Here is a 26,553-nt window from a genome sequence, read left to right on the forward strand (position 1 = left end):
ATAAGCAAACCGGGAGCCAAATGGCTCTCGGTTTTTTTATATTCTGGACTTAGATTGGCATTGAAAAGACGATTACGCGCTTTTGAGTGATAAATAGCTCACGGACGTAGTAACAGAACGATGTATACTTTACTGTAAATAAACCATTTTTTAGGGGTGCATCTGTGGCCAAAAAATTATTCTCGCAGTGGTTCCCTGGTCTAGTTCAGCTTAAGCATTATCAGCGTGAATGGTTCACTAATGACTTTCGAGCCGCTTTTTCTGTTGTTGCCGTTGCCTTACCTGTCGCAATCGCTTACGCACAATTAACGGGTGTTTCTGCTGTTGTCGGACTCTATTCATGTGTGTTACCGATGTTAGTTTATGCCTTAATGGGCACTTCACGACAACTCATTGTTGGTCCAGATGCGGCCACCTGTGCGGTGATTGCCGCTGTTGTCACTCCGCTTGCTGCTGGCGACCCAACCAAACACTGGCAGTTAGTGATGACCATGACCGCCATGACGGGTATTTGGTGTGTAGTGGCGAGCCGATTTAAGTTAGGCATTTTTGCGGACTTTCTCTCCCGCCCAATCCTCCTTGGATTACTTAACGGCGTTGCGCTGACCATCATTGTCAGCCAATTTGCTAAAGTTGTCGGCTGGAGATACGAACAACGCTATCTATTGGAGCGTTTATGGGAAGCGCCTCAACGCTTAACCGAACTTCACTGGCCTACCGTATCGTTAAGTATTACCACTGTCATAGTTTATCTGGTAACTAAGCGCTTTCGTCCAGCCTGGCCAGCAGCCATGCTTGCCATACTGGTCACGACTGGCTCTGTTTGGTTACTTCACTTACAAGACATAGGCGTTTCAGTGGTAGGTATTACACAAGGTGGCTTTCCCCAGTTTCAAACACCAAGGTTTGAACTGGGGGAGGTGCGTGAACTGGTGGTCCCGGCTTTGAACCTTGCTATCGTTAGCTTTGTGAGCATGATGCTCACTGCACGTAGCTTCGCAGCAAAAAACGGCTATGACATAGACCCAAACAAAGAATTCAGAGCATTAGGCTTTGCCAACATCGCGTCGGCATTTTCACAAGGTTTTGCTATTAGTGGTGCGGACTCTCGCACCGCTGTGAACGATGCCAATGGCGGTAAATCACAGTTGGTTTCTATTATTGCGGCGCTCACTATCGCGGTCATTGCGGTCTTTATTTATGAACCTTTACAGTTTATCCCTATCGCTTCACTTGGCGTGGTATTGATCATCGCTTCATTATCACTACTTGATATAAAAGCAATATGGACATTGCGCCAGCGGGACAAAGATGCCTTCAATCTTGCGAGCATCACCTTCATATCCGTATTGGTCATAGGCGTGATTCCAGGAATTACTTTGGCAGTGCTTTTGGGATTGTTTCAATTTTTGCGGATTGTCATGCGCCCAAGCGACCAAATCCTCGGCTTAGATGAGAAAGGCACAATACGAACTGTCGATGGCACAGGTAAAGCAACTCCGATACCAGGGATGGTGATTTACCGGTTTAACTCACCACTGACGTATTTTAACGCCCCTTATTTTAAACGCCGGGTATTGGAACAAGCAGAACATACAAAAGACGTCAGTTGTGTCGTGGTAGACGCCGTATCCAGCTTTACTCACCTTGACTTAAGCGTGATGGCAACGCTGTCAGATCTTCATGAAATGCTGAAGAAACGAGGTATACGATTGATTCTAGCAGGCCGAAAACGACGCTTACGACAATGGTGTGAACTAACCGGTATTAGCACGAGCGAGGGCGGAATCTTACTGCGTGCCGATATGTATCTCGCCATCAAACTCAGCGGATGCTACATCAGCGCCGTTGGCGAAGGGCAAGTTCCAACCGTACAAAAAGAACCCGATTTGGAACAAACTCCGAAGCCGATTCCCGAAGTAGCTTAATACTTACCTTGTTCATCAATATACATTCAGAGTGACGTCAGTGATTCTAACGCTAGCCAAACCAAAAGCGGAACCAATTGGTTCCGCTTTTTCTAATTCTTTGGCATTTGCAGCTGCATTTCAGGTTTGGCTTCTCTTTTGGCTTTTAGCTTGCGCCATACCAGCCAAAATAAGATACCGACAATTAACATCACCACATTGCCTACTGCGATAATCAACATACTACGCTTGCGTTCTGCTTCACGTTCAGCAAGGATGCGCTTTTCCATGTCGATTCGGTGCTGCTCGGCCAGTTCGGCTTCTTTGGCTTTACGCGCAGCCTCCAAATCAACGTCATCAACCACACTGAATGTCTGCTCCTGAATTGGAAAAATCAGCGGGCGTTGAGTAGCAAAATCGGTAGCAAAGATATTGCCACGCCATGAGTGCTTACCCAGCTCAGAATCGTTAGTTAAATTCAGCGTAGCTTTTAGACCATCTTGAGAAACTTGACCTTGTCCGTAGACCTTAAAACCATCGGGCGCACTTTTTTCCACGCTAACTAAGATGGAACCCGGGGCAATCATACCCTGCTCTCCACTGACCACCAGCTGATGAGGTTGGCTTTGTTCACGAGATTGAATAAAGGTACGCGAAATAGGATTCGGATAGACAAGTACCACCTGCTCTTCAGCACGCAAGAAGACGCCGTTACCCGATACAATACGTGCACGATATTTTCCCGGTTGAACTTCAATAGGCAACTGAACGGTAAATACACCATCGCCAGCTCGCTCATCCAAATCTCGGCCATCATCCTGAAAATCACCAATCACTAATGGAACAGGTCGCTCCTCGTTAATCAGTTCATCTTCGTTTTCAACAAACTTGGTAAAGGTGACCTGGAGATTTACTCGGTCGAGAAAGTCTCTTAACACAAGTGGTTTGTCGTCTGATGTGAGTCGTGAGGTAAATTTGAGCGCTTCACCGTGGTACAAATGATTCGGAAAAGCGTCTGTGCTTAACTTCAAATGAGAAATTAAGCGAATGTTGTTTTTAGGTGTGACTTTACCCACCGCTTGCCATGGGCCCGGCATGGGTTGATCGATCGACACTATATCGAGTGCAGGTTCCTGATACCAACGAACATTATCGTAAGCCCCCCAAGCATAGTATTTTTTACCGTCAGGGCGAACTAAGACAACGGGTTGAGAACTTTGCTCGCGATGGACCAGAAATGTGATTTGCTCAATACTAGGATCGACACGAAAACGATTATCTAATAGAGACATCGTAGTTTCACTCGCTGCACTCGCAAGACAACTCCAGATTGCCAGGATAGCAACCGACAAAGCCCTCAGCATAGTTTCTCCTATTGAAGCCAAATACTGTCGTTCACCAGCTCTAACCTTTTCTGGTGCGCATCTAATTCATCGGCACTTGCTCGCAAAACCTTTAGCGCTTTTCTTCCCTCGACTCGGCGAACGCTTTCTACGCCTCCTTCGTGTTTGTTGGCGTTAAATTCAAGGCTTGTTTGGCCACCCGTCATAAATAAGTAAACGTCAGCCAGAATCTCCGCATCGAGCAAAGCTCCGTGGAGTGTCCGGTGCGAGTTATCAATGCCGTAACGTTCACATAAAATATCGAGGTTATTTCGCTTGCCCGGGAAGATTTTCTTCGCCATAGCAAGGGTATCGGTCACCTTACAGAAATCATTCGTTTTGCCGATACTCGGATCGAGCATTTCAAACTCGTAGTCCATAAAGCCAGTATCGAAGGGCGCGTTGTGGGCAACCAGTTCAGCCCCTTTGATGAAATCGATAAATTCTTTATGCACACTGGCATACTCCGGTTTATCGACTAAGAACTCATCTGTAATACCGTGAACCTCAACCGCTTCTGACTGAATTTCACGATCAGGCTTTAGGTAAACGTGGAAGTGACGCCCGGTCAACTTGCGGTTTATGATCTCCACGGCACCGATCTCAATAATACGGTGCCCCATGTAGTGAGGACCGCCTTCTCGGTTCATACCTGTGGTTTCAGTATCGAGAACCACAATGCGATTATATTCAGAATTGCTGCTGGTATTCATAAGCTTATATGTGTCAGACTATGCTTTAATAAATGTTTCGGCTAATAGTACCAAAAAATATGACCAAACACGTTGAGATTTTCACTGACGGATCTTGTTTAGGTAACCCAGGACCGGGTGGTTACGGCATCGTTTTACGCTACAAAGATGTGGAAAAGACACTATCTAAAGGCTATAACCTAACGACTAACAACCGCATGGAAATGCTTGCTGCAGTTGTTGCGCTGCAAACGCTAAAAGAGCCTTGCGAAGTCTCATTAACAACCGATAGCCAATATGTCCGACAAGGCATTACGCAGTGGATTCATAACTGGAAAAAACGTGGTTGGAAAACAGCGGATAAAAAGCCGGTGAAGAACGCAGATTTATGGCAGGCGCTCGATAAAGAAACGGCCCGCCATCAAGTAGAATGGCATTGGGTAAAAGGTCATGCAGGCCACAGAGAAAACGAAATCTGTGATGAATTAGCCCGAACAGCGGCTGAAAACCCGACTGAAGAAGATACTGGCTATCAAGCTTCTTAGCGCTTCTCACTTGATATCTTTTTCACTCCAGCCCCCTCTCGATTCATGATCCCAAGTGGCGTGAGTTTTTTCTTTAAACGCCAGTGCGGCTTGATTGGCTTGAGAGGGTATGTCCGTTTACGCGCAACGATGTAATACAAACTGCCCGCTGGCGATGCCCATTCCCCTAAACTATTTTCAAACCAAGTCCACATTGTGCGGTAGCGTGTCATAGGGAAAAGTGCATAACGATCACGATGGATTACCTGATAGTTAAGCAGCCCCAGCCAGTCCTGAACACGGTTAGATGAGAACATTCGACCACTCCAAGGCAAATTGTTTTTACGCCATGGAAACAGACTCGCTAAGCCAGTAAAACTAAATGGATTAAAGCCAGTAATGATCAGATAGCCGTCATCCATCATCACTCTGTCTACTTCTCTTAGCAGACGGTGAGGATCTCTTGCGTAGTCTAGCTGATGAGCCAGAATTGCTACATCAAAGCTTTTTTCCAAGAAGGGCAATTCGTAACCATCCGCGACGACATTATGCAACGGGTTCTGGATATCTACGTTAACTTGGTGTTGAATGTTACAATTACTGCTGGTTAGCTCACAGCTCAACCCGCCCAGTTTGAGCATGTGGTAACCGAAGAGTTTCGGACACCACTCATCGAACCGAGTTTGGATTGACTCAAGTACCCAAGGTCCATTATTCAGATCGGACCAAGTTGACGGGTGTGGTATAGTTTTGTTGCTGAGTGCTGGTTTCATTAACCACCTAACTATAATGGGTGACGGAGAACGAATCGTGTTAGAGATCAAAAGCATACCCGCATTTAATGATAATTACATCTGGCTGATACAAAATAGCGATAAACGTTGTGCCGTTGTTGATCCGGGTGATGCAAAGCCTGTATTAAACTATTTACAAGCTAACGAGTTAACTTTAGAAGCGATCATGATTACGCACCACCACAATGATCACATTGGTGGTGTTCCAGATTTAGTTCATGTATTTCCTAACGTTACCGTTGTCGGCCCTAAAGCAGAGCCTATCCCAACGTTAACCGCGCCCATGGAAGAAGGTGACAAATTAGAGCTGTTCGGTGAACTCTTTATGGTGCTGGGCTTACCAGGTCATACGCTAGGTCATATAGGCTATGTTGGTGATGGCAAATTGTTTTGCGGTGATGTGCTATTTTCTGCAGGGTGCGGTCGTATTTTTGAAGGCACAGCAGAACAAATGTTTGATTCACTGAGTAAAATCGCCGCGCTTCCTGATGAAACCCAAGTCTATTGCGCGCATGAGTACACGGCCAGCAACGTAGCGTTCGCGCTTGCTGTCGAGCCAGACAATGAGAAGCTTCGCCAGTACCGCGATGATGTAAACCGACTACGTGCATTGAACATCCCTACCCTGCCAACCACGTTACGTCAAGAGAAATGGATCAATCCATTTTTGCGAACCAATCACCCAGAAGTCATTAAGTCTGTGACGAATCGCATAAAAAATGACGATCCATGCTCTGTTTTTACGGCATTAAGAGTGTGGAAGAACGAATTTTAACCAATTTTTACTTGTAAGTTTACAAGACCCCAGTATTATCATGGATTGATTTTTCAGAGAGGCGCTTTCGGCGCTTCTCTGCGTTTTGGGAAGAATATAAGTCTAATTTTATGTCCACCCATTGCATATTCAGAGGTTTTGACCTCTTTTATTAGTGTTTAAAGAAATATGTCTATTATCTTGCGATTGCCACGTAGCACTTGCTACGCGACAGGCTGGAGAAGATAAAAAGGCCCTAAATAGGCTGAATCCATGCGTTTGAAGTACAGTTTGGCTTTGGCGTTATTGCTTTCTGGTTGTCAGATGACCTCTCCAGATTCAACAACGTCAACACCAGAGACCAACAAATCAGAGCTAGCTGCTAAACAAAAAGCAGCTAAAGAACAAGCAAAAAGTAAGCAATCTTTGACAAAAACTGTCAAAGATACACCAAAGGTGCTTTCTCCTCAGGAACAAGAAGATGTATGGCAACGTATCGCCATGCAGCTTGAAATGGACATCCCACACAATAAAAAGGTGGATTACTACCGTACTTGGTATCTAAAACACCCAAACCATCTTAAAACAGTTTCACAACGTGCAGAACCATTTCTGTACATGATCGCTGAGCAGATCGAAAAACGAGGTTTACCGATGGAACTGGCTTTATTGCCAGTAGTTGAAAGCTCGTTCGATGCCTTTGCCTACTCACATGGTAGTGCAGCAGGCCTTTGGCAATTTGTTCCAGGTACCGGAAAAATGATGGGGCTTGAACAAAATTACTGGTATGACGGACGTCGCGACGTAGCAGCCTCGACTGAAGCGGCATTAGACTACCTAGTTCAGCTGAACAAGCAGTTTGATGGTAGCTGGGAGCATGCTATCGCAGCCTATAACAGCGGTGGCGGTCGTGTATCCAGAGCTATTCGCAAAAACAAGAGCCTTGGTAAGCCAATTGACTTTTTCTCTTTGGATTTACCTAAAGAGACCAGCAGCTACTTACCTAAACTCTTAGCGCTTGCTGATGTAGTCGCAAATCAGGATAAGTATGGTCTTAATATTCCTGCTATCCCTAACAAGCCGGTATTAGCACTCGTAGATCCTAAAGAGCAACTCGATCTCGCGATCGCAGCTGACTATGCAGGCATCGGTGTCAAAGAGCTGCAAAGCTACAACCCAGCTTACAACCAGTGGTCTACGTCACCGAACGGTCCACAAAAACTGCTGATCCCGATCGAAAAGAAAGATGCGTTCCTTGCTCAGGTAGCAGAGAACCGTGGCAAAGGCGTTAAAGTTGCTCGCTACAAGGTAAAATCGGGTGACTCGCTCGGTGTTTTGGCACGTAAATATGGCACAACGACGAAAGTAATTCGCCGTGCGAATGGTCTGTCTAGTGATAATATCCGTATCGGCCAACATCTGCTGATCCCGACATCCACCAAAGATGACTCGAAATACGCATTATCGGCGAACAACCGCTTAAGCAAAACACAATCTAAAGCGCGCGGCCAGCTTAAGCTGACGCACGTAGTGCAATCTGGTGAAAGCTTGTGGTCAATTGCTCGTGACAATAGCGTGTCGTACAAATCTCTTGCTAAATGGAATGGCATGGGACCAAAGGACACGTTAAGAAAGGGCCAAAAGATCGTCATTTGGAAGAAAGCGGCGTCTGACTCAGTCATTCGTACGGTGTTCTATAATGTTCGTTCTGGCGACACGATCAGCGGTATCGCAAGCAAATTCAAAGTGAAGAGTACTGACATTGTGAAATGGAACTCTCTCCAACAGAAAAAATACCTACAGCCAGGTCAAAAGCTTAAGTTGTACGTTGACGTCACTAAGGTAAGTGTATGAGCCCATCAAGCAATCCGCTTGTGATGTTGTTGGATGTATTTCGTTCACCTACCTCATGCTTTTTAGCGTTATACCAACGTGGTGGTTGGGGCTGGCAACCCTTTATTCTTTTGATGGTCAGCCCATTTCTGTTCTGGGGAGCGTATTTCTCTAACGTAGACTTCACTTGGCTAAGTGAACAGCTCACCCCACAGTTACAACAAATCGATCCTCAGCAGATCGATTTGTTGGAGCCAAACACGTTAATGGCGAGCGCGATCATCAATGATGTGGTGAACCGATTTGCCACCCTGCTTCTACTCGCTTTTTGGTTTTTCCTCGCGACTAAAGCCAGTACACAGCAGTACGGCTATTGGAAGTGGTTCGCCGCAGCTTGTGCGATTCTGTTTCCAGCGGTGCTTGGTGATGTTGCAAGCTACGCGAGCTTGATACTCAAACATGGTGAGGTGATGACATACGCTGCCGATCTCAACAGCCTCAATGGCCTGCTGAAACTGCCGCTAACCAATGAATGGTCTCATTTCGCAAGTTCACTGCCATTGCTGCTACCTTGGTACATCGTTTTAGGTTACGGCGTTGTACTGACCTGGACAGAGTTTGAACGTGGACAAGCTTTGGTTATCGCAAGTCTGCCATGGGTAATGTTTTACGTCATTTGGGCGCTTTATATCGTCGTAACCTAAAAGATACCAATCTTAGTAAATAACTGGCCGCCCTAGCCTGTTAAAATACTCGGTAACAGCGTTGTAATTTTCAATTGTAGACGGACTACTAATTGGAAAACTCCGCCTTGTTCTCAAGCATTTTTCCTACGCTATTTCCGACCATTTACTCACTGTGATTGGTATTGTCTAGGGTAAACGAGACCAGTAATGGATTATGATCGGAAGCGTCGCTCTGCGGCGCTTTCGCGTTTTTGAGCACAAGCCCTCGATAAAACACATGGTCGAGACGCTGACCAGTAATAAACTGGGTTCGGTGATCCGGTGAAAATGACACTTCTTGTAAGTTTGCTTTCTGTAACGCTTGCTTCATGGCTTCCAGACGATATTCATTCCAACTGTTAAAATCACCAGCAAATATAATTGGCCCGGGGTGCTGGGTAAGCAACCCTTCCAATGCTGCTATTTGAGAGCGGTATTCATCCGTTCCAACGGTAAAATTAATCGCGTGTATATTAACGACAGCAAGAATACTGCCGTTACTCAAACGATACTGACTGTAGAGTGCGGATTTTGGTAAACGAAGCCAAGGCTCTGTGGAAGTATAAGCACAAGCTTTCTCGGGTAATCTTTGCGCAATGTTTATAACGCCAGCCCCACTTCCCAGTGCTTTAAAAGCACTCACTTGATTGCTCATCCAGTCACCGTCCACCAGCCACCGCTTGAACGGTTCAGTCATGCTGGCTTCTTGCAGTAATAACAATTGCTTGTCAGTTGAAAGCGTATCAAGTGCACTTTGCCAATTGTCTTTGCCCTGCTTGTAAATATTCCAAATCAAGACATTGAGTTCACCCTGATCATCTAACACTTGCGAATCGTTAAACTCGATGCATTGAATATCTTCAGTAATCTCTTCGCCTGTTTGTGTAATAATTTGCGGACGGTCTGGAACCGTGAAAATGATATGAAAACCCAGAACAACGGCCATGAAAAAAAAGACTATCGACAGAACAAAACGCTTAAGCATAAAGGCGTACCTGAATGTGTTTAACCTGACTGACGGTTATAGAATAAAAAAGGAGCCATATCAGGCTCCCTTTTAGCTTAATCAAAAATAAATTTGTAGTGAAATGTTAAATCGCGTCTTCGTCTTCTTCACCAGTACGAATGCGGATAACACGCTCAACATCAGTGACGAAAATTTTACCATCGCCAATTTTACCAGTTTGAGCGGTTTCAATAATGGTCTCAACGCATTTGTCTGCTACATCTTCAGTAACTACGATTTCCAATTTCACTTTAGGCAGAAAGTCCACCATGTATTCTGCACCACGGTATAATTCCGTGTGACCCTTCTGACGACCAAAACCTTTGACTTCAGAAACGGTCATCCCTGTAATGCCAACTTCAGCTAGCGCTTCTCGAACATCATCCAGTTTAAATGGCTTGATAATCGCTTCAATCTTCTTCATGTTCATCCCTTAAGCTTTAATCGTATGCGGATATTATCGTTTACCGTCTTACAACATTCAATCTTTGTCTCGTTTTGGTATCGTAAAATCTTGAGTTTGATGAAATTTATTAGAACGAAAATTATAAAACCAGAACATTGTTCTGGTTTTGGGTATCGTGAGTTCTAGGTAACGACTATAAGCTAGAGTAGTATGCCGCCAAGTTGGCAATATCATCATCAGAAAGCAGTGATGCTTGTGCCTGCATAACTGGAGCAAGCCCACCTGTACGTTCTTTATTTTTGTAAGCTTTGATAGAGCTTATGATGTATTGAGCATTCTGCCCTTTCAAATTTGGATACCCTGGAATGATTGCCATACCATCCGCACCATGACATGCAGCACACACTGCCGATTTTGCCTGCCCAGCTGCGACATCGCCCGCGGCTAATGCTTGTCCTGATAACATGCTTAGCGCCATCATTGCGCCCATGATTGCTTTCTTCATTGCTTCACCTGATCATTTTTATTTAGAAGTGCGTTTTATGCTAAAGATTGTGTCACGAATTACACAGGCTTACGCCAAATTAGCTCACAGTCTTGACCACTAAATGTCTTATCAACAAACAAGTCGGCTACCGCAACCACCTGATCTTGATACATAAGGATCGGTATCTGGCGACGTAGCCAGCTCGGTACATGGTACTCTTGAAACAGTTTTTTTAGTTTACGACTGTGATTACGCGTCACTGGATGTGCAGATAACCCCTCAGGATTAAACGTGACGTTCAACAGTTCCGGCTGCGGCGGTAGAGCAATAGTGGGGTGTTCGGTTGTGGTACTTAACGTGAGTTCACCCAAACCTTCAGGAAGCACAAGCGCACAATCGACTCGAATATTAACCTGCCAACCGGCAACATCTGGTTTGTCGCAGACCCAGTACAGCTTATTCTGGAATCGACGAACCTCGCCCTGTTTTAACTTAAGCTTTGGGTTGGCATCTTGTTGGGCTAACGCCACTTCTTTCCAAATCAGGCCAAGCTGCACTTGAGTTGGCATTTGAGCGTTCTGCTTCGCTAACCACATACGGATCAAACGAGCGCGGGCAAGTTCACTGTGTGATGCTAACTCTGCAATATCCAGGCTGAGGTCTGCTTGCAACGCACGATAAAAAACGTCGTTAAGTAGTTCATCTAATAACGTTTCTTGCTGAGCACATAAAGACGCACTGCGTTGTACGGCTTGGTGAAGACTCGGCCACCGCTGAGACAACTCGGGCACCACGCAGTGACGCAAAAAGTTTCGGTCGTAGCGAGTATCCTGATTACTTTCATCTTCAACCCATTCCAATCTTAACGAGTGTGCAATTTGCTCGATTTGTTCACGGCGGGTCGTCAGTAATGGTCGAATTAAAGTGCCAACAGAAAAAGGCGCACTTTCTGCCATGCATGACAGTCCTTTAGGGCCGCTCCCACGTTTAAGAGCTAAAAAAAAGGTTTCAATCTGGTCATCGGCGTGTTGCCCAGTGAGAAGAAGGTCGCCGCTCTCAATATATTTTGCTAACGCTTGGTAACGCGCTTCGCGGGCAAGTAATTCAATGCTTTCGCCATTATGAATATCTAGGTGTACATACTCTGTTGAATAAGAAATACCCGCTTGCTTTGCCCAAGCTTTACACTTATCAGCCCAGTCGTCCGCATTGATACTTAATCCATGGTGAACATATACCGCTTGGCATGGTATTGCGTATTCATGCTGATAGCGACTTAGTAGCGCCAGCAATAAACGCGAATCCACGCCTCCGCTGAACGCTAAGACAACTTTCGTCTGAGGCTGGTAATTGGCAGTAAGTAATTGTGTAAAATGCTGATAAAGCGATTCCATAAGCAATCCGATCGAGACAAAAAAGGGTTGGACTTACATCCAACCCTTTCTATTTTATCCGTTATCTAACCAGATATCAGCAGTAACCGTAGTTCATCAGACGCTGGTAACGACGCTCACGTAGCGACTCTTCGTCAAGCTGTTCTAGATCTTCCAACTGACGAAGCAATGTTGCTTTCATGTTTGCAGCCATTTCAACGTGGTTACGGTGTGCACCGCCTAGTGGCTCTTCGATGATCTCATCAATAAGCTCAAGCTCTTTAAGACGTGGGGCTGTCAGACCCATTGCTTCTGCCGCCTGAGGTGCTTTATCTGAATCACGCCATAGGATAGAAGCACAACCTTCAGGAGAAATAACTGAGTAAGTTGAGTACTGAAGCATGTTCACGTAGTCACCCACACCAATCGCCAGTGCACCGCCTGAACCGCCTTCACCGACAACGTTACAAATTACTGGTACTTTAAGGCCAGACATCACTTTCAGGTTTTTCGCGATCGCTTCAGATTGACCACGCTCTTCTGCACCAACACCTGGGTATGCGCCAGCTGTATCGATGAATGTGATGATTGGCATTTTAAAACGCTCTGCCATTTCCATTAAGCGTAATGCTTTACGGTAACCTTCAGGCTTTGGCATACCAAAGTTACGTTTCACTTTTTCTTTGGTTTCACGGCCTTTTTGGTGACCGATGATCATCACAGGTCGACCTTCCAGACGAGCAATACCGCCAACAATAGCTTTGTCATCGGCAAAAGCACGGTCACCCGCTAGTTCATCAAACTCTTCAAATGCATGCTGAATGTAGTCCAAAGTGTATGGACGTAATGGGTGACGAGCCAGTTGAGCTGTTTCCCAAGCGCCTAAGTTGCTGAATGTTTTTTTCTTCAGTTCCAGACTTTTCTTCTCAAGCTGTTCGATTTCTTTATCCAGGTCAACCGCAGCATCACCACCGTGGCGAGATACATCGCGCAGGGCTTCAATTTTTGCTTCAAGTTCTGCAATTGGCTTTTCAAATTCAAGAAAGTTTAGGCTCATCTATGAATCCTTGTATACTCAGCGCCTAAGATAATACGCTGAATTTTTTAGTTAAATTCAAGTTCTACCTGGTTTGTTCCAAGTAACTGTTTTAAATCGTCTATTAATGTATCACTTGGCGTTACTCGCCACTCGGTGCCCAATGTTAACCGCGCTCTGGCGTCGGCACGCTGGTAGTATACATTGACGGGTACGGTTCCGGCTTTGTGCGGTTCTAAAATACGACTGAACTGCTCAAAGAATTGATCATTGATCTGATTTGCATCAATCGATACCGACAGACCACGAGCGTATTTTTCACGCGCGCTGCCGAGATCCATAACTTCACGCGCCGACATTTTAAGGCCACCATTGAAGTCATCAAAGCTGACCTGTCCTGAAACGACCAAAATTCTGTCTTTTTCGAGAAGTTCAGCATACCGATCAAGCGCATCGGAGAATAGCATCACCTCCATTCGACCACTTCGGTCATCCAATGTCATGATACCAATACGTGTTCCACGCTTGGTTGTCATCACACGAGCGGCTATTACTAAACCAGCTACCGTCACTGATTGATCACGACGTGTTGGTGTCGCGTCTTTTAGTCGACAACTGGTGTATTTATTTAGTTCCTTCAAATACGCGTTAATGGGGTGCCCAGTCAAATATAAACCGAGAGTTTCGCGTTCACCTTCTAGCCAAACTTTTTCAGGCCAAGGTGGAACCTGGGTATATTTATGCTCCACTTCTTCAGGTGCATCAGTCAGTACACCAAACATATCCGCCTGACCAAATGCTTCTGCCTGATGGTGTTGGCTCGCGGCTTTAACAGCATCATTCAGTGATGCCATCATCGCGGCACGATGTGGACCAAGTCTGTCTAAAGCGCCTGCGTAAATAAGTTTTTCAATGACACGTTTGTTAACACGTTTGAGATCGATACGAGCACAGAAATCAAACAGGTCTTTAAAGTGACCACCTTTGTTTCTCGCTTCCAAAATCGCATCAATTGGCCCTTCACCCACGCCTTTTATCGCACCGATACCGTAAACAATAGCGCCGTTTTCATCAACATTAAAGCGGTACAACCCTGAATTAATGTCCGGAGGCAGCACGGTAAGCTTCATACGGAAACATTCGTCGACCAGACCAACCACTTTTTCAGTGTTATCCATATCGGCGGTCATTACCGCAGCCATAAACTCTGCTGGATAATGCATTTTTAGCCACAACGTTTGGTAGGAAACCAATGCGTATGCGGCAGAGTGCGATTTGTTAAAGCCGTAGCCAGCGAACTTTTCTACCAAGTCGAAGATTTTCATCGCCAACTCGCCGTCGACGCCGTTCTTGACCGCGCCGTCTTCGAAGGTGGCACGCTGCTTAGCCATCTCTTCCGGCTTTTTCTTACCCATCGCACGACGAAGCATGTCAGCGCCACCCAGCGTGTAGCCAGACAGAACCTGCGCGATCTGCATAACCTGTTCCTGATACAGGATGATGCCGTAAGTCGGATCGAGAATTTCTTTTAGTGACTCGTGTTGCCACTTTTCATCAGGGTAAGAGATCGCTTCCCGGCCGTGTTTACGGTCGATAAAGTTATCTACCATGCCTGATTGTAACGGTCCCGGACGGAACAGTGCCACAAGTGCGATAATATCTTCAAAACAGTCAGGCTGAAGTCGCTTGATAAGCTCTTTCATACCGCGCGATTCCAACTGGAATACGGCTGTGGTTTCGGAGTTTTGTAATAAACGGAACGATGCCTGATCGTCGAGCGGGATTGACTCGATGCGAATCGGGTCTTTACCTTCACGTTCTAAGCGTGGGTTAATTAACCCAAGCGCCCAGTCAATAATGGTCAGTGTACGAAGGCCAAGGAAGTCAAACTTAACCAAACCCGCAGTTTCAACGTCATTCTTATCAAACTGTGTAACCGGGAAATGACCTTCGGAATCTGCATAAATTGGCGCGAAATCCGTAATCGTCGTTGGTGAGATAACAACACCACCCGCGTGCTTACCTGCGTTTCGTGTACAACCTTCTAATATGTGGCACATATCGATGAGTTCTTTGACTTCTTCATCTGCCTCATAGAGCTCAGGTAGTGCCGGCTCAGCTTTGAATGCTTTATCCAGCGTCATGCCCGGATCTGGCGGGATAAGCTTCGAGATTCGGTCGACAAAACCAAATGGATGGCCAAGAACACGCCCCACATCACGGATTACCGCTTTGGCGGCCATGGTACCAAAGGTAATGATCTGAGATACCGCATCACGTCCGTACATTTCAGCCACGTGATCAATCACTTGGTCTCGTTTATCCATACAGAAGTCGACATCGAAATCGGGCATGGATACACGTTCTGGGTTCAAGAAACGTTCGAATAGAAGGTCATATTCTAAGGGATCAAGGTCGGTGATTTTCAGTGCGTATGCCACTAGAGAGCCAGCACCCGAACCTCGCCCTGGACCTACCGGAATATCATTGTCTTTCGACCACTGGATGAACTCCATTACGATCAGGAAGTATCCCGGGAAGCCCATCTGGTTGATAACATCCAGCTCGATTTGCAAACGCTCATCGTATTCAGGACGACGCTTTTTGCGCTCTTCTTCATCAGGAAACAGGAACTCCAGACGCTCTTCCAGACCTTCGCGCGACTTCATGACCAAGAATTCAGTCTCTTTCATTCCCTCAGTTGGGAAGGCCGGCAGGAAGTACTCACCCAAACGAACGGTGACGTTACAACGCTTGGCTATCTCAACACTGTTTTCCAGTGCTTCAGGAATATCCGCAAACAGCTCACACATTTCCTCCTCACTGCGAAGGTACTGCTGTGGGCTGTAGTTTTTTGGCCTGCGTGGATCTTCTAATGTGTAGCCATCATGAATCGCTACACGAATTTCATGGGCATCAAACAAATCAGAGCTTAGGAAGACCACTTCGTTTGTTGCGACCACAGGCAGATCCACTTGCTCTGCCAGTTCAACGGCAAAGTGCAAGTAGGTTTCTTCATCCGGACGGCCAGTACGGAGTAATTCTAGGTAATAACGGTCTGGAAAGTGCTGTTTGTAAAACTCTACACAGCTCTGGACTAAATTGCGGTTACCTTTCAGCAACGCTTTGCCAATATCACCATTTTTACCGCCAGAAAGGACGATTAACCCTTCTGACATCTCGGCTAACCAAGCCTTATCAATCACTGGCTGATGCTGGATATGGCCACGTAAATACGCTTTGGAGATAAGCAGCGTCAGGTTTTTGTAACCGACATTATCTGCTGCCAATACCGTTAGCTGTGTCAGCTCCTCGCCGAACTCATCAGATTGCATTTTGAAATCTGCGCCGATGATCGGTTTTACACCGCAGCCATGTGCTGTGCCGTAAAACTTCACCAAACCACACAGGTTAGTGAAATCGGTCAATGCCATTGCAGGCATGCCAAGCTCGGCGACTTTCTTAACTATCGGTGGAACTTTGCTGATACCATCCACCATCGAAAAATCACTGTGAACTCGAAGGTGAATGAACTTGGGATCTGACATTAACAGGTACCGTGTAACTCTATTTTGTTTGGGATTCTAACCTAAAGGGAGTCGGGTTTATAACACCCATCCAATTAGTTTAGCATTCTATGCCGAGTGCTCTCTTTACCGGCTTGAAGCTCTTGCGATGTTCATCAATCACACCATGTTGTTCTATTGCTTCAAAGTGCGCTTTGGTTGGATACCCTTTGTGCTTTGCAAAGCCAAACTGAGGGTATTGTTTGTCGAGTTCTTCCATTTCCGTATCACGTACGACCTTAGCAATGATAGACGCAGCGCTAATCTCAGCGACTCGCAGGTCACCTTTGACCACCGCTTGTGCATCCATTGGCAACTCAGGGCAACGGTTACCATCAATAAGCACAAGATCTGGCTGAACATTTAAGCCAGCAATCGCACGTTGCATGGCGACCATGGTCGCTTGAAGAATATTAAGCTCATCAATTTCTTGTGGCGAACAACGACCAACCGCCCAAGCGAGCGCTTTTTCTTTAATTTCCGGAAGCAAAGCTAAGCGCTTTTTCTCGCTGAGCTTTTTGGAGTCATTTAATCCCTCGATTGGGTTGTTTGGATCTAAAATAACCGCAGCGGTCACGACATCCCCGACCAAAGGGCCACGCCCTACTTCGTCGACACCAGCGATAAGCTGGTAACCTTGTGGCGTTTCAAACGGTGGTAGTTCGACCTTTGTCTTTGTCGTCTTGGTTTTGGTAGACTTAGCTTTGGCAACCATGTAGTTCTCTATTTCTCAATCAGTTTTAATACCGCGCTTGCGGCTTGTTGATCAGCATCTTTGCGGATCCAGTGATGCATTTCGGTAAACTTGTCGATCATCTCTCTATTATCGCTTTCCAATAGACGGGAAACTTCTTCGAACAGGTTCTCTGGTGTGCATTCATCCTGTAAATATTCTTTTACCAGAGCGTCATCTGCAAGGATGTTTGGCAGTGACACGTATTTGGTCTTCAGCAGACGTTTAGCCAAAAACGCCGTTAATGCATTAACACGATAGCCCACAACCATTGGACGTTTTAGAAGCATACACTCCAATGCAACGGTACCTGATGCCAGCATGACCGCATCAGAAGCGGTAATCACGTTACGCGCAGTATCATCCACCAGCTTAAAGTCCAGTTCGGGCGCATGCTCTTGCCATGCTTGCTCAAACTGCTCACGACGTTTTTGATTTACCAGTGCCACGACAAATCCCAAGTCTGGGTATTTCTGATGCAGCAGTTTGCAGGTTTCAATAAACGGCTGTGATAACATTTTTAATTCACTACCACGGCTGCCAGGCAGTACTGCTAACCATTTTTTATCTTGCTCTAAACCAAGCAACTCTCTAGCCGGAGCTTGCTCGGAACGGAGTGGAATAGCATCGGCCAGCGTGTGACCAATAAATTCACATGGCACATTAAACTTATCGTAAAACGCTTTTTCGAAAGGAAGAAAGGCCAAAACCAGATTCGTCGCGGCTTCAATCTTAAAGATACGCTTTTGGCGCCACGCCCACACAGAAGGACTGACATAGTGAACCGTTTTGATGCCTGCTTGTTTCAAGTCCAACTCAAGTCGTAAGTTGAAATCCGGCGCATCAATACCAACAAAGACGTCTGGTGGATTTTGAGTGAAGTACTTAACTAACTCTGCTTTGACTTTTAGTAAGCGAGGCAAGCGTCCCAGGACTTCAACCAAGCCCATTACGGCCAACTCTTCCATATCGAAGAGGGATTCGCAGCCTTGGGCAATCATTTTAGGGCCACCAATACCGACAAACTCGGCGTTTGGATACTGCGCTTTCACCGCTTTAATAAAGCCTTCGCCCAGAATGTCACCAGAAAGCTCTCCGGCAATGATGCCAATACGTAATGGTTTTTCCATATCGTTCCCGCTCTATGTACTATGGATAAGGTAATTCCCTATCCATAAAACACAAAAAGATCGCAGCCCAATTAGGGGCGCGATCTTTTCAATTTATTTGAACATCCGTGAATTAACGAATGATACCACGTTCCGTGGTTTCCAGAATGTCAGAGAAACGCTTCACTGCAGGAAACTCTTGCGCCATTTCAGCCAAAACTGGCTTCACTTCTTCCAGCGTTTTACCAGAACGGTAAATCTCTTTGTACGCCTTTTGTAGAGCGCGAATTTCTGGCTTTTCGAAACCGTTACGCTTTAGCCCCACTAAGTTCAAACCAAATGGCGTAGCGTGGTTACCTTGTGCAAGCACATAAGCTGGAACGTCCTGAACAACCGCAGAACAGCCACCAACATAAGCGTAAGCACCCACTGTACAGAATGGATGAATAGCGGAAAGCGCCATGACCCCAGCGTAGTCACCAACCGTCACGTGACCGCCCAGAATCGCGTTGTTACCGATGTGAGTGTGATTTCCTACAACAACGTCATGCGCGATGTGAGCATTAACACACAGAAGGTTATCGTCTCCGATAACGGTGGTTGCTTTATCTTGAACGGTACCACGATGAACCTGAACCGCTTCGCGAATCACATTTCGGTCACCGATAACCACCGTTGTCTCTTCGCCGCCATATTTCTTGTCCTGGTTTTCTTCACCAATGACAGCGTGCGGGAAAATACGGTTATCTTTACCAATTTTGGTAAGACCTTTAATGACAACGTGAGACATGACTTCTGTGCCTTCACCGATTTCAACCGTTGAGGTAATGTAAGTGAATGGACCAACAGTCACATTAGCGCCAATTTTGGCACCTTCTTCTACCACCGCTGCTGGGTGGATTTTAGCGGTTTCATGAATCATATTAAAACTCTCGACGAGCACACTTCAGCTCAGCTGAACATACGACTTCACCGTCTACTTTTGCTACACCACGAAATGCAGCAATACCACGGCGTTCTTTCAGAAATTCTACTTCAATCACCAGTTGGTCACCTGGTACTACTGGTTTGCGGAATTTCGCGCCATCTACGCTAGCAAAGTAGTACAGTTCATTTTCTGTTGGTGCACCAAATGATTTAAATGCCAATAGACCCGTAGCTTGAGCCATCGCTTCAAGAATCAAAACACCTGGGAATACGGGTAGTTGAGGAAAGTGACCTGTGAACTGAGGTTCGTTAACCGACACATTTTTAAGCGCGTGAAGGTATTTTTCTTCTTGGAAGTCAGTCACACGGTCGATCAATAAGAATGGGTAGCGATGAGGTAAAAGCTCTTGAATCTCAGAGATGTTCATCGTTTTCTTTTCAGTAGTCAAAGTCGTATTCCTATATAAATTCTCTATAACCAAGATGGCACGGCAGCGGCAATAGCCGCAAAAAAATAAAATGCCTGCAAAGTGTATACCAGCTTGATGTTATATCAATCGTAGTAAACAGATGCTCTTTCTAGCTCGTTAATACGCTATTTCTGACCACTTACTTACTGTGATTGATATTTAATATACTAATAGCGCGTCATTATAGAAGAAAAAGACTCGCATTTCGCGAGTCTTTGCTCAGAATATGGAACTAAGATTCTTCTTTTGGCTCTAGCAGTTTCTCAACGGCTTTCAAGCGTTTATTCATCTCATCAATACGGTGAACTCGAGTTGCGGTTTTACGCCATTCTTTGTTCGTCTGTAGTGGAATCCCCGATGAATAAAGACCTTTTTCTTCGATACTGCGCATTACCATGCTCATACCGGTGATAGCGACACCATCTGCAATGGTGATGTGGCCATTAAGAACCGACGCGCCGCCGATCTGACAGTACTTACCTATAGTAGTGCTGCCCGCCACAATAGTACCACCAGGCATCACGGTACCATATCCGATGTGAACGTTATGCGCGATTTGAAGCTGGTTATCTAGAATTACGTTGTCTTCAATAATCGTATCTTCTAATGCGCCGCGGTCAATTGTCGTACATGCGCCGATCTCAACACGGTTTCCGATACGCACAGAACCAAGTTGCGGAATTTTAATCCACTCACCTTTGTCATTAGCATAACCAAAACCGTCAGAGCCGATCACAGTGCCTGATTGAACCAAACAATCATCGCCCAGAGAAACTTCATGGTAGATAGTCACATTAGCCCAAAGTTTGGTGTTGTTACCTAGCTTGGCATTTTTACCGATAAAGCAACCTGCACCAACCATCACGTTGTCGCCAAGTTCTACACCTGTTTCAATGACAGCGTTTGCCCCAATTGCAACGTTCTTACCCATCTTAACGTCGGATGCGATCACTGCACTTGGTGCGATATCGTGCGCAGGTTTTGGTGTTGTATCCATTGCCTGAACAACGTGAGCAAACGCAACGTAAGGATCCGCAACCACAAGTGCATTACCAGTACACTTGTCTTTGTGCTCTGCTTTTACCATCACTACCGTTGCTTTACACTCAGATAGGTGCTTTGCATACTTTGGGTTGGACAAAAAGGTCACGTCACCTTCTTGTGCTTTATCCATTGGAGCAACACGGTTAACAACAAGTGTGTCATCACCAAATAATTCGCCACCAGTAATGGTTGCCAACTCGGCTAATGTTAATTTCTTCATAACTTCTTATTTTAGAGCTTTAATTACGTCTTCAGAGATGTTGTATTCTGGCTTTCCGTATTGAAGAGCAGAGATATCAATAACGAGATCGTAACCTTTGTTCTTAGCAACTTTTGTCACGGCATCTTGAATCGTTTTAAACAGCTTCGCTTTTTCTTCTGCTTCACGTCGAGCACTTGCTTTGTCTAGTGCTTGCGCTTTCACTTTGTACTCACTGTCTAGTTTTGCGATATCGATACGTAGCTTTTCAATTTCGTCTTGACCTAGTAGCTCGCCATCGCGCTGCAGCTTCTCAATCTTCGTTTTCGCTTGAGATTGAATTTTCTTAAGTTCGTCGGCTTTACCTTTAAAGTCTTTCTGCATTTTTTGCAAAACAACTTCACGCTGAGGAAGTGCTTGAAAAACTTGAGCTGTATTTACGTATGCAATTTTCTGTGCCGCTTCTGCCGCGTTTGCAAACATTGATGAGCTAAGTACAAGAAGGCCAATCCCAGCCGCTTTGATCATTTTATTCAAAATATTTTCCTCTTTAGAAGGTTCGACCGATAGTGAAGCTGAAGAATTCTTCATCATCGCCATCATATTTCTTAATTGGTTTCGCTAGTGAAAATACTAGAGGCCCCATTGGAGACATCCATTGCAACGCCGCACCATAAGATGAGCGGTAATTGGTTGGATCTGAGTAGTCGTAATAGTATTTATCACCATATTCCGCACCTGAATCGCGATAGTCAAACTCCGTATCCCAGACGCTTGCCATATCGAAGAAGATGCTGGTACGAATTTGACTACGAACTTCATCCGATGCGAACGGCGTTGGAACGATAAGTTCCAAGCTTGCTAATGCCACGGCGTTACCACCTACAGCATCGTCTGTTGCCGTATCAGCACCATTGTTTGAGCCCGAGTAATCACGGTACACCGCTTTAGGACCTACCGAGTTAGAGCCAAAACCACGTAGCGATGTAAAGCCACCTGCGTAGTAGTTTTCGTAGAATGGGAACAAATTATCATTACCATTCGTTTCGCCATAGCCGTTACCATAACCTAGGCGACCACGGAACAAGAGCGTGAACTCATGCTTTTCGGTCAGTGGCATGTATTGACGAACATCGTACTGCATTTTGAAGTACTGAACGTCAGAGCCAGGTACTGTCATTTTGTAAAACGCGCGTTGGTGATTACCAGCGGTCGGGAAGTAACCACGGTTCAGGTTATTGCGTGTCCAGGAGATATTGAAGTCAAAATCGTTGGTTTTCAATGAACCATCTGAATCAATATTGTCAGCCTGCGCACGCAAGAACTGCTCTACCTGTAAGTAAGGCGATAAGTTACCAATCTTGTTATGGGTATAACCAACACCAAACTCAAAGCGGTTAAGCTCATCGAAAGGGAAACCCCATGTCAGGTTTGCGCCATAGCTTTGGTTGGTATAGTCAACAATACCCGCTTCAGAGGCTTCAAACTCATCGTAGAAAACTTTACCACCCAAACTTACACCATCGAGGTTCCAGTATGGGTCGCGATAATCCAAGCTGATGTTCTTTTGGTAATCGTTCATCATGGCATTAACGCCAACGCGATTACCACTACCTAAGAAGTTGTCCTGTTGTAGACCAACCTGGAAGCTCACACCAGATTCTGTACCATAGCCAACACCAAAGTTTACACTACCTGAGTTCGCTTCTTTCACTGAGTAAACAAGGTCTACCTGATCATCACTTCCTGGAACACGAACGGTTTGTACTTCAACGTTTTCAAAGTAGCCAAGACGGTTAAGACGAGTTTTACCCGTTTCAATCGACTTTGAGTTCAACCAGCTGCCTTCCATCTGACGCATCTCACGACGAAGCACTTCATCTTTTGTCGAGTTGTTACCCGTAAAGCGAATATCACGCACGTAAATTCGATTACCCGGCTCAACGTTTACAACCAACGAGACTTCTTTGTTTTCATCGTCAAATTCAGGAATGGTATTTACCTGCGGATACGCATAACCAGACTCACCAAGAACGCGCTTGATGCCTTCTTCCATCGAAGTTACAAGCGAACCATTGTAAGTTTCGTTGCTTTGAAATGGCACCATGCTTTCGAACGCATCTTGTTCACCCACAAGATCACCGCGGAATTTTACGTCCTTAACGGTATATACCTCTCCCTCTTCCAAGCCAAGAGTAATGTATACCCCTTTCTTGTCAGGAGAGATTGCAACCTGTGTTGAATCAACGTTAAATTTCAGGTAACCGCGATCAAGATAGAAAGACTTCAGAGCTTCTATATCACCAGCAAGTACCTGCTTTTGGTATTTTTCATCAGCTAGGAAGTTCCACCAAGGTACGTCAACATTCAAGTTGAAGCGGGACAATAGCTCTTCGTCAGAAAAGACTTCATTCCCAATAAAGTTGATTTGCTGAATTTTTGCCGATACACCTTCGGTGAAGACAAACTTCAGATCGGAACGGTTACGCGGCAATGGAGTAACGACCGCTTTTACTGTCGCGTTATATTTACCTACGCTGTAGTAAAAGTCTTCCAAGCCTTTTTCGATATTGCTCAGCGTTGTACGGTCAAGCGCTTCGCCTTCACGAATACCTGATGCGTTCAGGTTTTCTTGTAGCTGCTCGTCCTTGATTGCTTTGTTACCTGAAAATGAGATGCTGGCAATTGTCGGACGCTCTTTTACTTGAACAACAAGCACCCCACCATCACGCAGTACTCTTACATCTTCAAAGTTACCAGATGCGTACAGTGCGCGGATAATTTCTGCAACATCGCCTTGGCCAATGGTATCACCGACACGTACAGGCATTTTCAGCAACGCAGCACCTAGTGCAACACGCTGCAATCCATCGATTTCAATATCTTGAACTACGAAGTTCTCTGCTCCATTTGCAGACACACTGGTCGCCAGTAAACTTGCAAATAGAATTCGCTTAATCGCCATACTTGTTCTAATTATTCCTTGCTACTGCTTTGTCTCTGAACTCTCACAGACGAGTAAAATCATTAAATAGCGCTAACGCCATGAGCGAGAAGATGATCGCACCACCAATTCGGTATCCCATTTCCTGTATTCTTTCTGGAACTGGGCGTCGAATAACCGCTTCAATTGCAAAAAACAACAAATGACCGCCATCCAACATTGGTAAAGGCACGAGGTTAATAATACCTAGGTTAACACTAATTAGAGCGAGAAAACCTAAAAAATAGACCAGACCATAGTCTGCCGTCGCCCCAGCCCCTTTCGCAATCGAAATAGGGCCACTCAGATTATTCAGGCCAACGTCGCCTACAATCAGTTTCTTAAGCATGCTGACTGTCAGTCCGACAACTTGACCCGTTTTATCAATCGCTTTGCCAATTGATTCGAATACACCAAACTGTAAATCGAAGCGATAACTTTCGGGCCATTCTGCGACTTCAGGGGCGATGCCCGCGAAGCCAATGACTTCTTTGTTAGCCAGCTCACGACTGCCCGGGGTCAACGTTAACGACTGATGATAACCGTCACGTAGAACAGTCAACTCGATTGGTGTATTAGGGTTAGAGCGAACTGCCTCTACCACATCATCCCAAACGGTAACCGTTTTACCAGCAATCGAAACGATTTCGTCTCCTGGCATTACACCAGCTTTCTCAGCAGCACCACCCTCTGTAACTTGCTGAATCGTTGTATAAATTTCCGGCGTATACGGTTCAAAACCTAGAGAGCGCATCGCAGACTCTGTTTCCGGATCAAATTTCCAATCACGAAGGTCGAGCGTTTTTGTCACCTCAGAGCCGATTTCACCGTTTGATTGCACGGTTACCGTCATCAAATCATCACCAATGTGAGAAATCAATCCCATATTGACTGATTCCCAGTCCGGAGTTTTGATACCAGAGATTGCTTTTAGTTCCATCCCAGATTCAATTCCTGCCTCAGCAACAATTGAATTGGGCGTAACATCACCCACTACAGGCTTAACCGCTGGCACACCTATGAGAAAGACCAGCCAATAAGCAAAGATAGCAAATAAGAAGTTAAAGATGGGACCAGCAGCGACAATTGAGGTGCGCTTCCAAAGCGGCTTTTGATCAAAAGCTAAGTGCTTTTCATGTTGGGGAACGTCATCAACACGGCTATCCACCATTTTGACATAGCCGCCAAGAGGGATCATAGCGATACTATATTCGGTTCCGTCTTTGCCCATCTTTTTCCAGATTGACTTACCAAAACCGATTGAGAACTTTTCAACTTTAACGCCGCAACGACGGGCAACCCAAAAGTGACCAAACTCGTGCACAGCCACAAGAATGCCAAGTGCAACGATAAAAGAAACGAGATTCCACAAAATACCAGTCATTAGCCACGCTCGCATATCAATTCAAGGGCGATAGTTCTCGCCATTCTATCTAGCTCTAACAAGCTTTCCAAGCTATTCACATTCTCAGCTTTGCAGCTTGCACTGATTTTATTCAAAACAGATGCATTGATGCGAGCTATGTCAGTAAAACCAAGGCGATTATTTAGAAATGCATCAACAGCCACTTCATTCGCAGCATTCAGTGCAGTCGTCGCATGTTGACCTTCGTAACAAGCATCAATCGCCAGTTTCAAACATGGGTATCGTGCAAAATCAGGTTGCAAGAACGTCAGTTCTCCAACCTGTGTGAAGTCCAGCGGTTTAACTCCAGCATTAACTCGAGATGGGTAAGACATGGTAAGTGCAATTGGCGTTGCCATATCAGGCTCGCCCATTTGAGCCAAAACTGAGCCATCACGATACTGCACCATGGAATGAATCACTGACTGCGGATGAATAATCACTTTAAGCTGCTCGCGTGCCGCGTTAAATAGCCACTTCGCTTCGATGTACTCCAAACCTTTGTTCATCATTGTCGCAGAGTCAACCGAGATTTTTGGCCCCATAGACCAATTTGGGTGTGCAATCGCCTGTGCTGGCGTGACTTTTTCTAACTCAGCAATATCGGTGTAACGGAATGGCCCACCAGATCCTGTCAGTAAAATATGAGAAATCCCATGCTCGTCTAGATTACATCGTCCTAAACTGGTTTGAATTTTTTCTGGTAAACACTGGAAAATAGCATTGTGCTCACTATCGACGGGAAGTAACTCTGCACCGTACTGCTCAACCGCATCAATAAATAGCTGTCCTGACATGACCAACGCTTCTTTGTTTGCCAGTAACACTCGTTTACCTGCTTTTACCGCGGCCATCGTAGGCAATAAACCAGCAGCACCAACAATCGCCGCCATTACGCTATCAACTTCATCTAATGAAGCAACATGACAAAGAGCCTCAACACCACCAAGTACCTCTGTACGTGGTGCTAAAGAATACAGTTCAGACTTCAGTGCAGCTGCCGCACACTGATCCGCCATTACTGCGTATTTAGGCTGCCATTTACGACAAAGTGCTACCATCTTTTCAACGTTAGTACCTGCAGCCAGTGCTACGACAGAAAATAGCTCTGGATTCTGTTCGACCACTTTCAGTGTGCTTGCACCTATTGAACCTGTTGCACCAAGAATCGTTAACTTTTGCATGTTGTAAGACCGTT

Annotated in this window: 23 protein-coding genes; 5 read left to right on the plus strand and 18 right to left on the minus strand. The window is 45.6% G+C overall.

Going from position 1 to position 26,553, the window contains the following annotated elements; translation table 11 throughout:
- The first annotated feature begins 164 nt into the window (after positions 1-164).
- Entirely contained in the window at positions 165-1,928 is a 1,764-nt protein-coding gene (locus L3V31_RS05480; protein WP_237315121.1) for a SulP family inorganic anion transporter, read from the plus strand.
- A 92-nt stretch (positions 1,929-2,020) separates the two neighbouring features.
- Here L3V31_RS05480 and L3V31_RS05485 read toward each other — a convergent pair whose 3' ends face one another.
- Both L3V31_RS05485 and dnaQ read right to left on the minus strand, forming a co-directional pair.
- Positions 2,021-3,271 carry a TIGR03503 family protein gene (locus L3V31_RS05485; protein WP_237315122.1) on the minus strand — a complete coding sequence of 417 codons (1,251 nt, stop codon included), beginning with the start codon at positions 3,269-3,271 and terminating at the stop codon, positions 2,021-2,023.
- Positions 3,272-3,279: 8 nt separating this feature from the next.
- Positions 3,280-4,002 carry a DNA polymerase III subunit epsilon gene (gene dnaQ / locus L3V31_RS05490; RefSeq protein WP_237315123.1) on the minus strand — a complete coding sequence of 241 codons (723 nt, stop codon included), beginning with the start codon at positions 4,000-4,002 and terminating at the stop codon, positions 3,280-3,282.
- 59 nt (positions 4,003-4,061) lie between these two features.
- On the opposite strand from dnaQ, the gene rnhA reads away from it, so the two are divergent.
- Complete coding sequence (rnhA, locus tag L3V31_RS05495) at positions 4,062-4,526, plus strand: ribonuclease HI (protein WP_237315124.1); 465 nt, start codon at positions 4,062-4,064, stop codon at positions 4,524-4,526.
- Here the strand turns inward: rnhA and L3V31_RS05500 are convergent.
- On the minus strand, positions 4,523-5,278 hold the full coding sequence (locus L3V31_RS05500; protein WP_237315125.1) for a class I SAM-dependent methyltransferase: 756 nt from the start codon (positions 5,276-5,278) through the stop codon (positions 4,523-4,525). The two genes, rnhA and L3V31_RS05500, sit on opposite strands and share 4 nt — an antisense overlap.
- Before the next feature lie 37 nt (positions 5,279-5,315).
- Between L3V31_RS05500 and gloB the strand changes: the two genes are divergently transcribed.
- The 3 genes from gloB (at position 5,316) to L3V31_RS05515 (ending at position 8,590) form a co-directional block, all read left to right on the plus strand.
- The gene (gene gloB, locus L3V31_RS05505) at positions 5,316-6,074 is read left to right on the plus strand and encodes a hydroxyacylglutathione hydrolase (protein ID WP_237315126.1); all 759 of its coding nucleotides are present in this window, start codon (positions 5,316-5,318) and stop codon (positions 6,072-6,074) included.
- Positions 6,075-6,326: 252 nt separating this feature from the next.
- The gene (locus L3V31_RS05510; protein ID WP_237315127.1) at positions 6,327-7,907 is read left to right on the plus strand and encodes a LysM peptidoglycan-binding domain-containing protein; all 1,581 of its coding nucleotides are present in this window, start codon (positions 6,327-6,329) and stop codon (positions 7,905-7,907) included.
- The gene (locus tag L3V31_RS05515; RefSeq protein ID WP_237315128.1) at positions 7,904-8,590 is read left to right on the plus strand and encodes a YIP1 family protein; all 687 of its coding nucleotides are present in this window, start codon (positions 7,904-7,906) and stop codon (positions 8,588-8,590) included. The genes L3V31_RS05510 and L3V31_RS05515 overlap by 4 nt, the downstream gene beginning before the upstream one ends.
- 145 nt (positions 8,591-8,735) lie before the next feature.
- Here L3V31_RS05515 and L3V31_RS05520 read toward each other — a convergent pair whose 3' ends face one another.
- From L3V31_RS05520 to ispC, 15 genes are all read right to left on the minus strand, one after another.
- Positions 8,736-9,596 carry an endonuclease/exonuclease/phosphatase family protein gene (locus L3V31_RS05520; RefSeq protein ID WP_237315129.1) on the minus strand — a complete coding sequence of 287 codons (861 nt, stop codon included), beginning with the start codon at positions 9,594-9,596 and terminating at the stop codon, positions 8,736-8,738.
- Between the two features lie 106 nt (positions 9,597-9,702).
- The gene (gene glnB / locus L3V31_RS05525) at positions 9,703-10,041 is read right to left on the minus strand and encodes a nitrogen regulatory protein P-II (protein WP_014232746.1); all 339 of its coding nucleotides are present in this window, start codon (positions 10,039-10,041) and stop codon (positions 9,703-9,705) included.
- 175 nt (positions 10,042-10,216) lie between these two features.
- Positions 10,217-10,528, minus strand: coding sequence for a cytochrome c (locus tag L3V31_RS05530; RefSeq protein WP_237315130.1), 312 nt, complete (start codon positions 10,526-10,528; stop codon positions 10,217-10,219).
- Positions 10,529-10,587: 59 nt separating this feature from the next.
- Positions 10,588-11,904, minus strand: coding sequence for a tRNA lysidine(34) synthetase TilS (tilS, locus tag L3V31_RS05535; RefSeq protein ID WP_237315131.1), 1,317 nt, complete (start codon positions 11,902-11,904; stop codon positions 10,588-10,590).
- Positions 11,905-11,980: 76 nt separating this feature from the next.
- Positions 11,981-12,940 (minus strand): acetyl-CoA carboxylase carboxyl transferase subunit alpha, encoded by a 960-nt coding sequence (gene accA, locus L3V31_RS05540; RefSeq protein ID WP_237315132.1) that lies wholly within the window; start codon positions 12,938-12,940, stop codon positions 11,981-11,983.
- Positions 12,941-12,987: 47 nt separating this feature from the next.
- Complete coding sequence (gene dnaE, locus L3V31_RS05545; RefSeq protein WP_237315133.1) at positions 12,988-16,467, minus strand: DNA polymerase III subunit alpha; 3,480 nt, start codon at positions 16,465-16,467, stop codon at positions 12,988-12,990.
- Between the two features lie 79 nt (positions 16,468-16,546).
- Positions 16,547-17,200 (minus strand): ribonuclease HII, encoded by a 654-nt coding sequence (rnhB, locus tag L3V31_RS05550; protein WP_237315134.1) that lies wholly within the window; start codon positions 17,198-17,200, stop codon positions 16,547-16,549.
- 8 nt (positions 17,201-17,208) lie between these two features.
- Positions 17,209-18,348, minus strand: a complete 1,140-nt coding sequence (gene lpxB / locus L3V31_RS05555) for a lipid-A-disaccharide synthase (RefSeq protein WP_237315135.1) — start codon at positions 18,346-18,348, stop codon at positions 17,209-17,211.
- 112 nt (positions 18,349-18,460) lie between these two features.
- Entirely contained in the window at positions 18,461-19,249 is a 789-nt protein-coding gene (gene lpxA / locus L3V31_RS05560) for an acyl-ACP--UDP-N-acetylglucosamine O-acyltransferase (RefSeq protein WP_237315136.1), read from the minus strand.
- Between the two features lies 1 nt (position 19,250).
- Positions 19,251-19,703 (minus strand): 3-hydroxyacyl-ACP dehydratase FabZ, encoded by a 453-nt coding sequence (fabZ, locus tag L3V31_RS05565; RefSeq protein WP_014232754.1) that lies wholly within the window; start codon positions 19,701-19,703, stop codon positions 19,251-19,253.
- A 253-nt stretch (positions 19,704-19,956) separates the two neighbouring features.
- Complete coding sequence (lpxD, locus tag L3V31_RS05570; RefSeq protein ID WP_237315137.1) at positions 19,957-20,988, minus strand: UDP-3-O-(3-hydroxymyristoyl)glucosamine N-acyltransferase; 1,032 nt, start codon at positions 20,986-20,988, stop codon at positions 19,957-19,959.
- A 6-nt stretch (positions 20,989-20,994) separates the two neighbouring features.
- A complete protein-coding gene (locus L3V31_RS05575) occupies positions 20,995-21,504 on the minus strand; it encodes an OmpH family outer membrane protein (RefSeq protein WP_014232756.1) in 510 nt (169 codons plus the stop codon).
- Positions 21,505-21,517: 13 nt separating this feature from the next.
- Positions 21,518-23,932 (minus strand): outer membrane protein assembly factor BamA, encoded by a 2,415-nt coding sequence (bamA, locus tag L3V31_RS05580; protein WP_237315138.1) that lies wholly within the window; start codon positions 23,930-23,932, stop codon positions 21,518-21,520.
- 43 nt (positions 23,933-23,975) lie between these two features.
- Positions 23,976-25,334: a sigma E protease regulator RseP gene (gene rseP, locus L3V31_RS05585; RefSeq protein ID WP_237315393.1), complete on the minus strand. Its 1,359-nt coding sequence runs from the start codon at positions 25,332-25,334 to the stop codon at positions 23,976-23,978.
- Positions 25,334-26,539 carry a 1-deoxy-D-xylulose-5-phosphate reductoisomerase gene (gene ispC, locus L3V31_RS05590; protein ID WP_237315139.1) on the minus strand — a complete coding sequence of 402 codons (1,206 nt, stop codon included), beginning with the start codon at positions 26,537-26,539 and terminating at the stop codon, positions 25,334-25,336. The genes rseP and ispC overlap by 1 nt, the downstream gene beginning before the upstream one ends.
- Positions 26,540-26,553 lie beyond the last annotated feature (14 nt).

Source organism: Vibrio sp. J1-1 (assembly GCF_021728395.1).
Classification (GTDB): Bacteria; Pseudomonadota; Gammaproteobacteria; order Enterobacterales; family Vibrionaceae; genus Vibrio.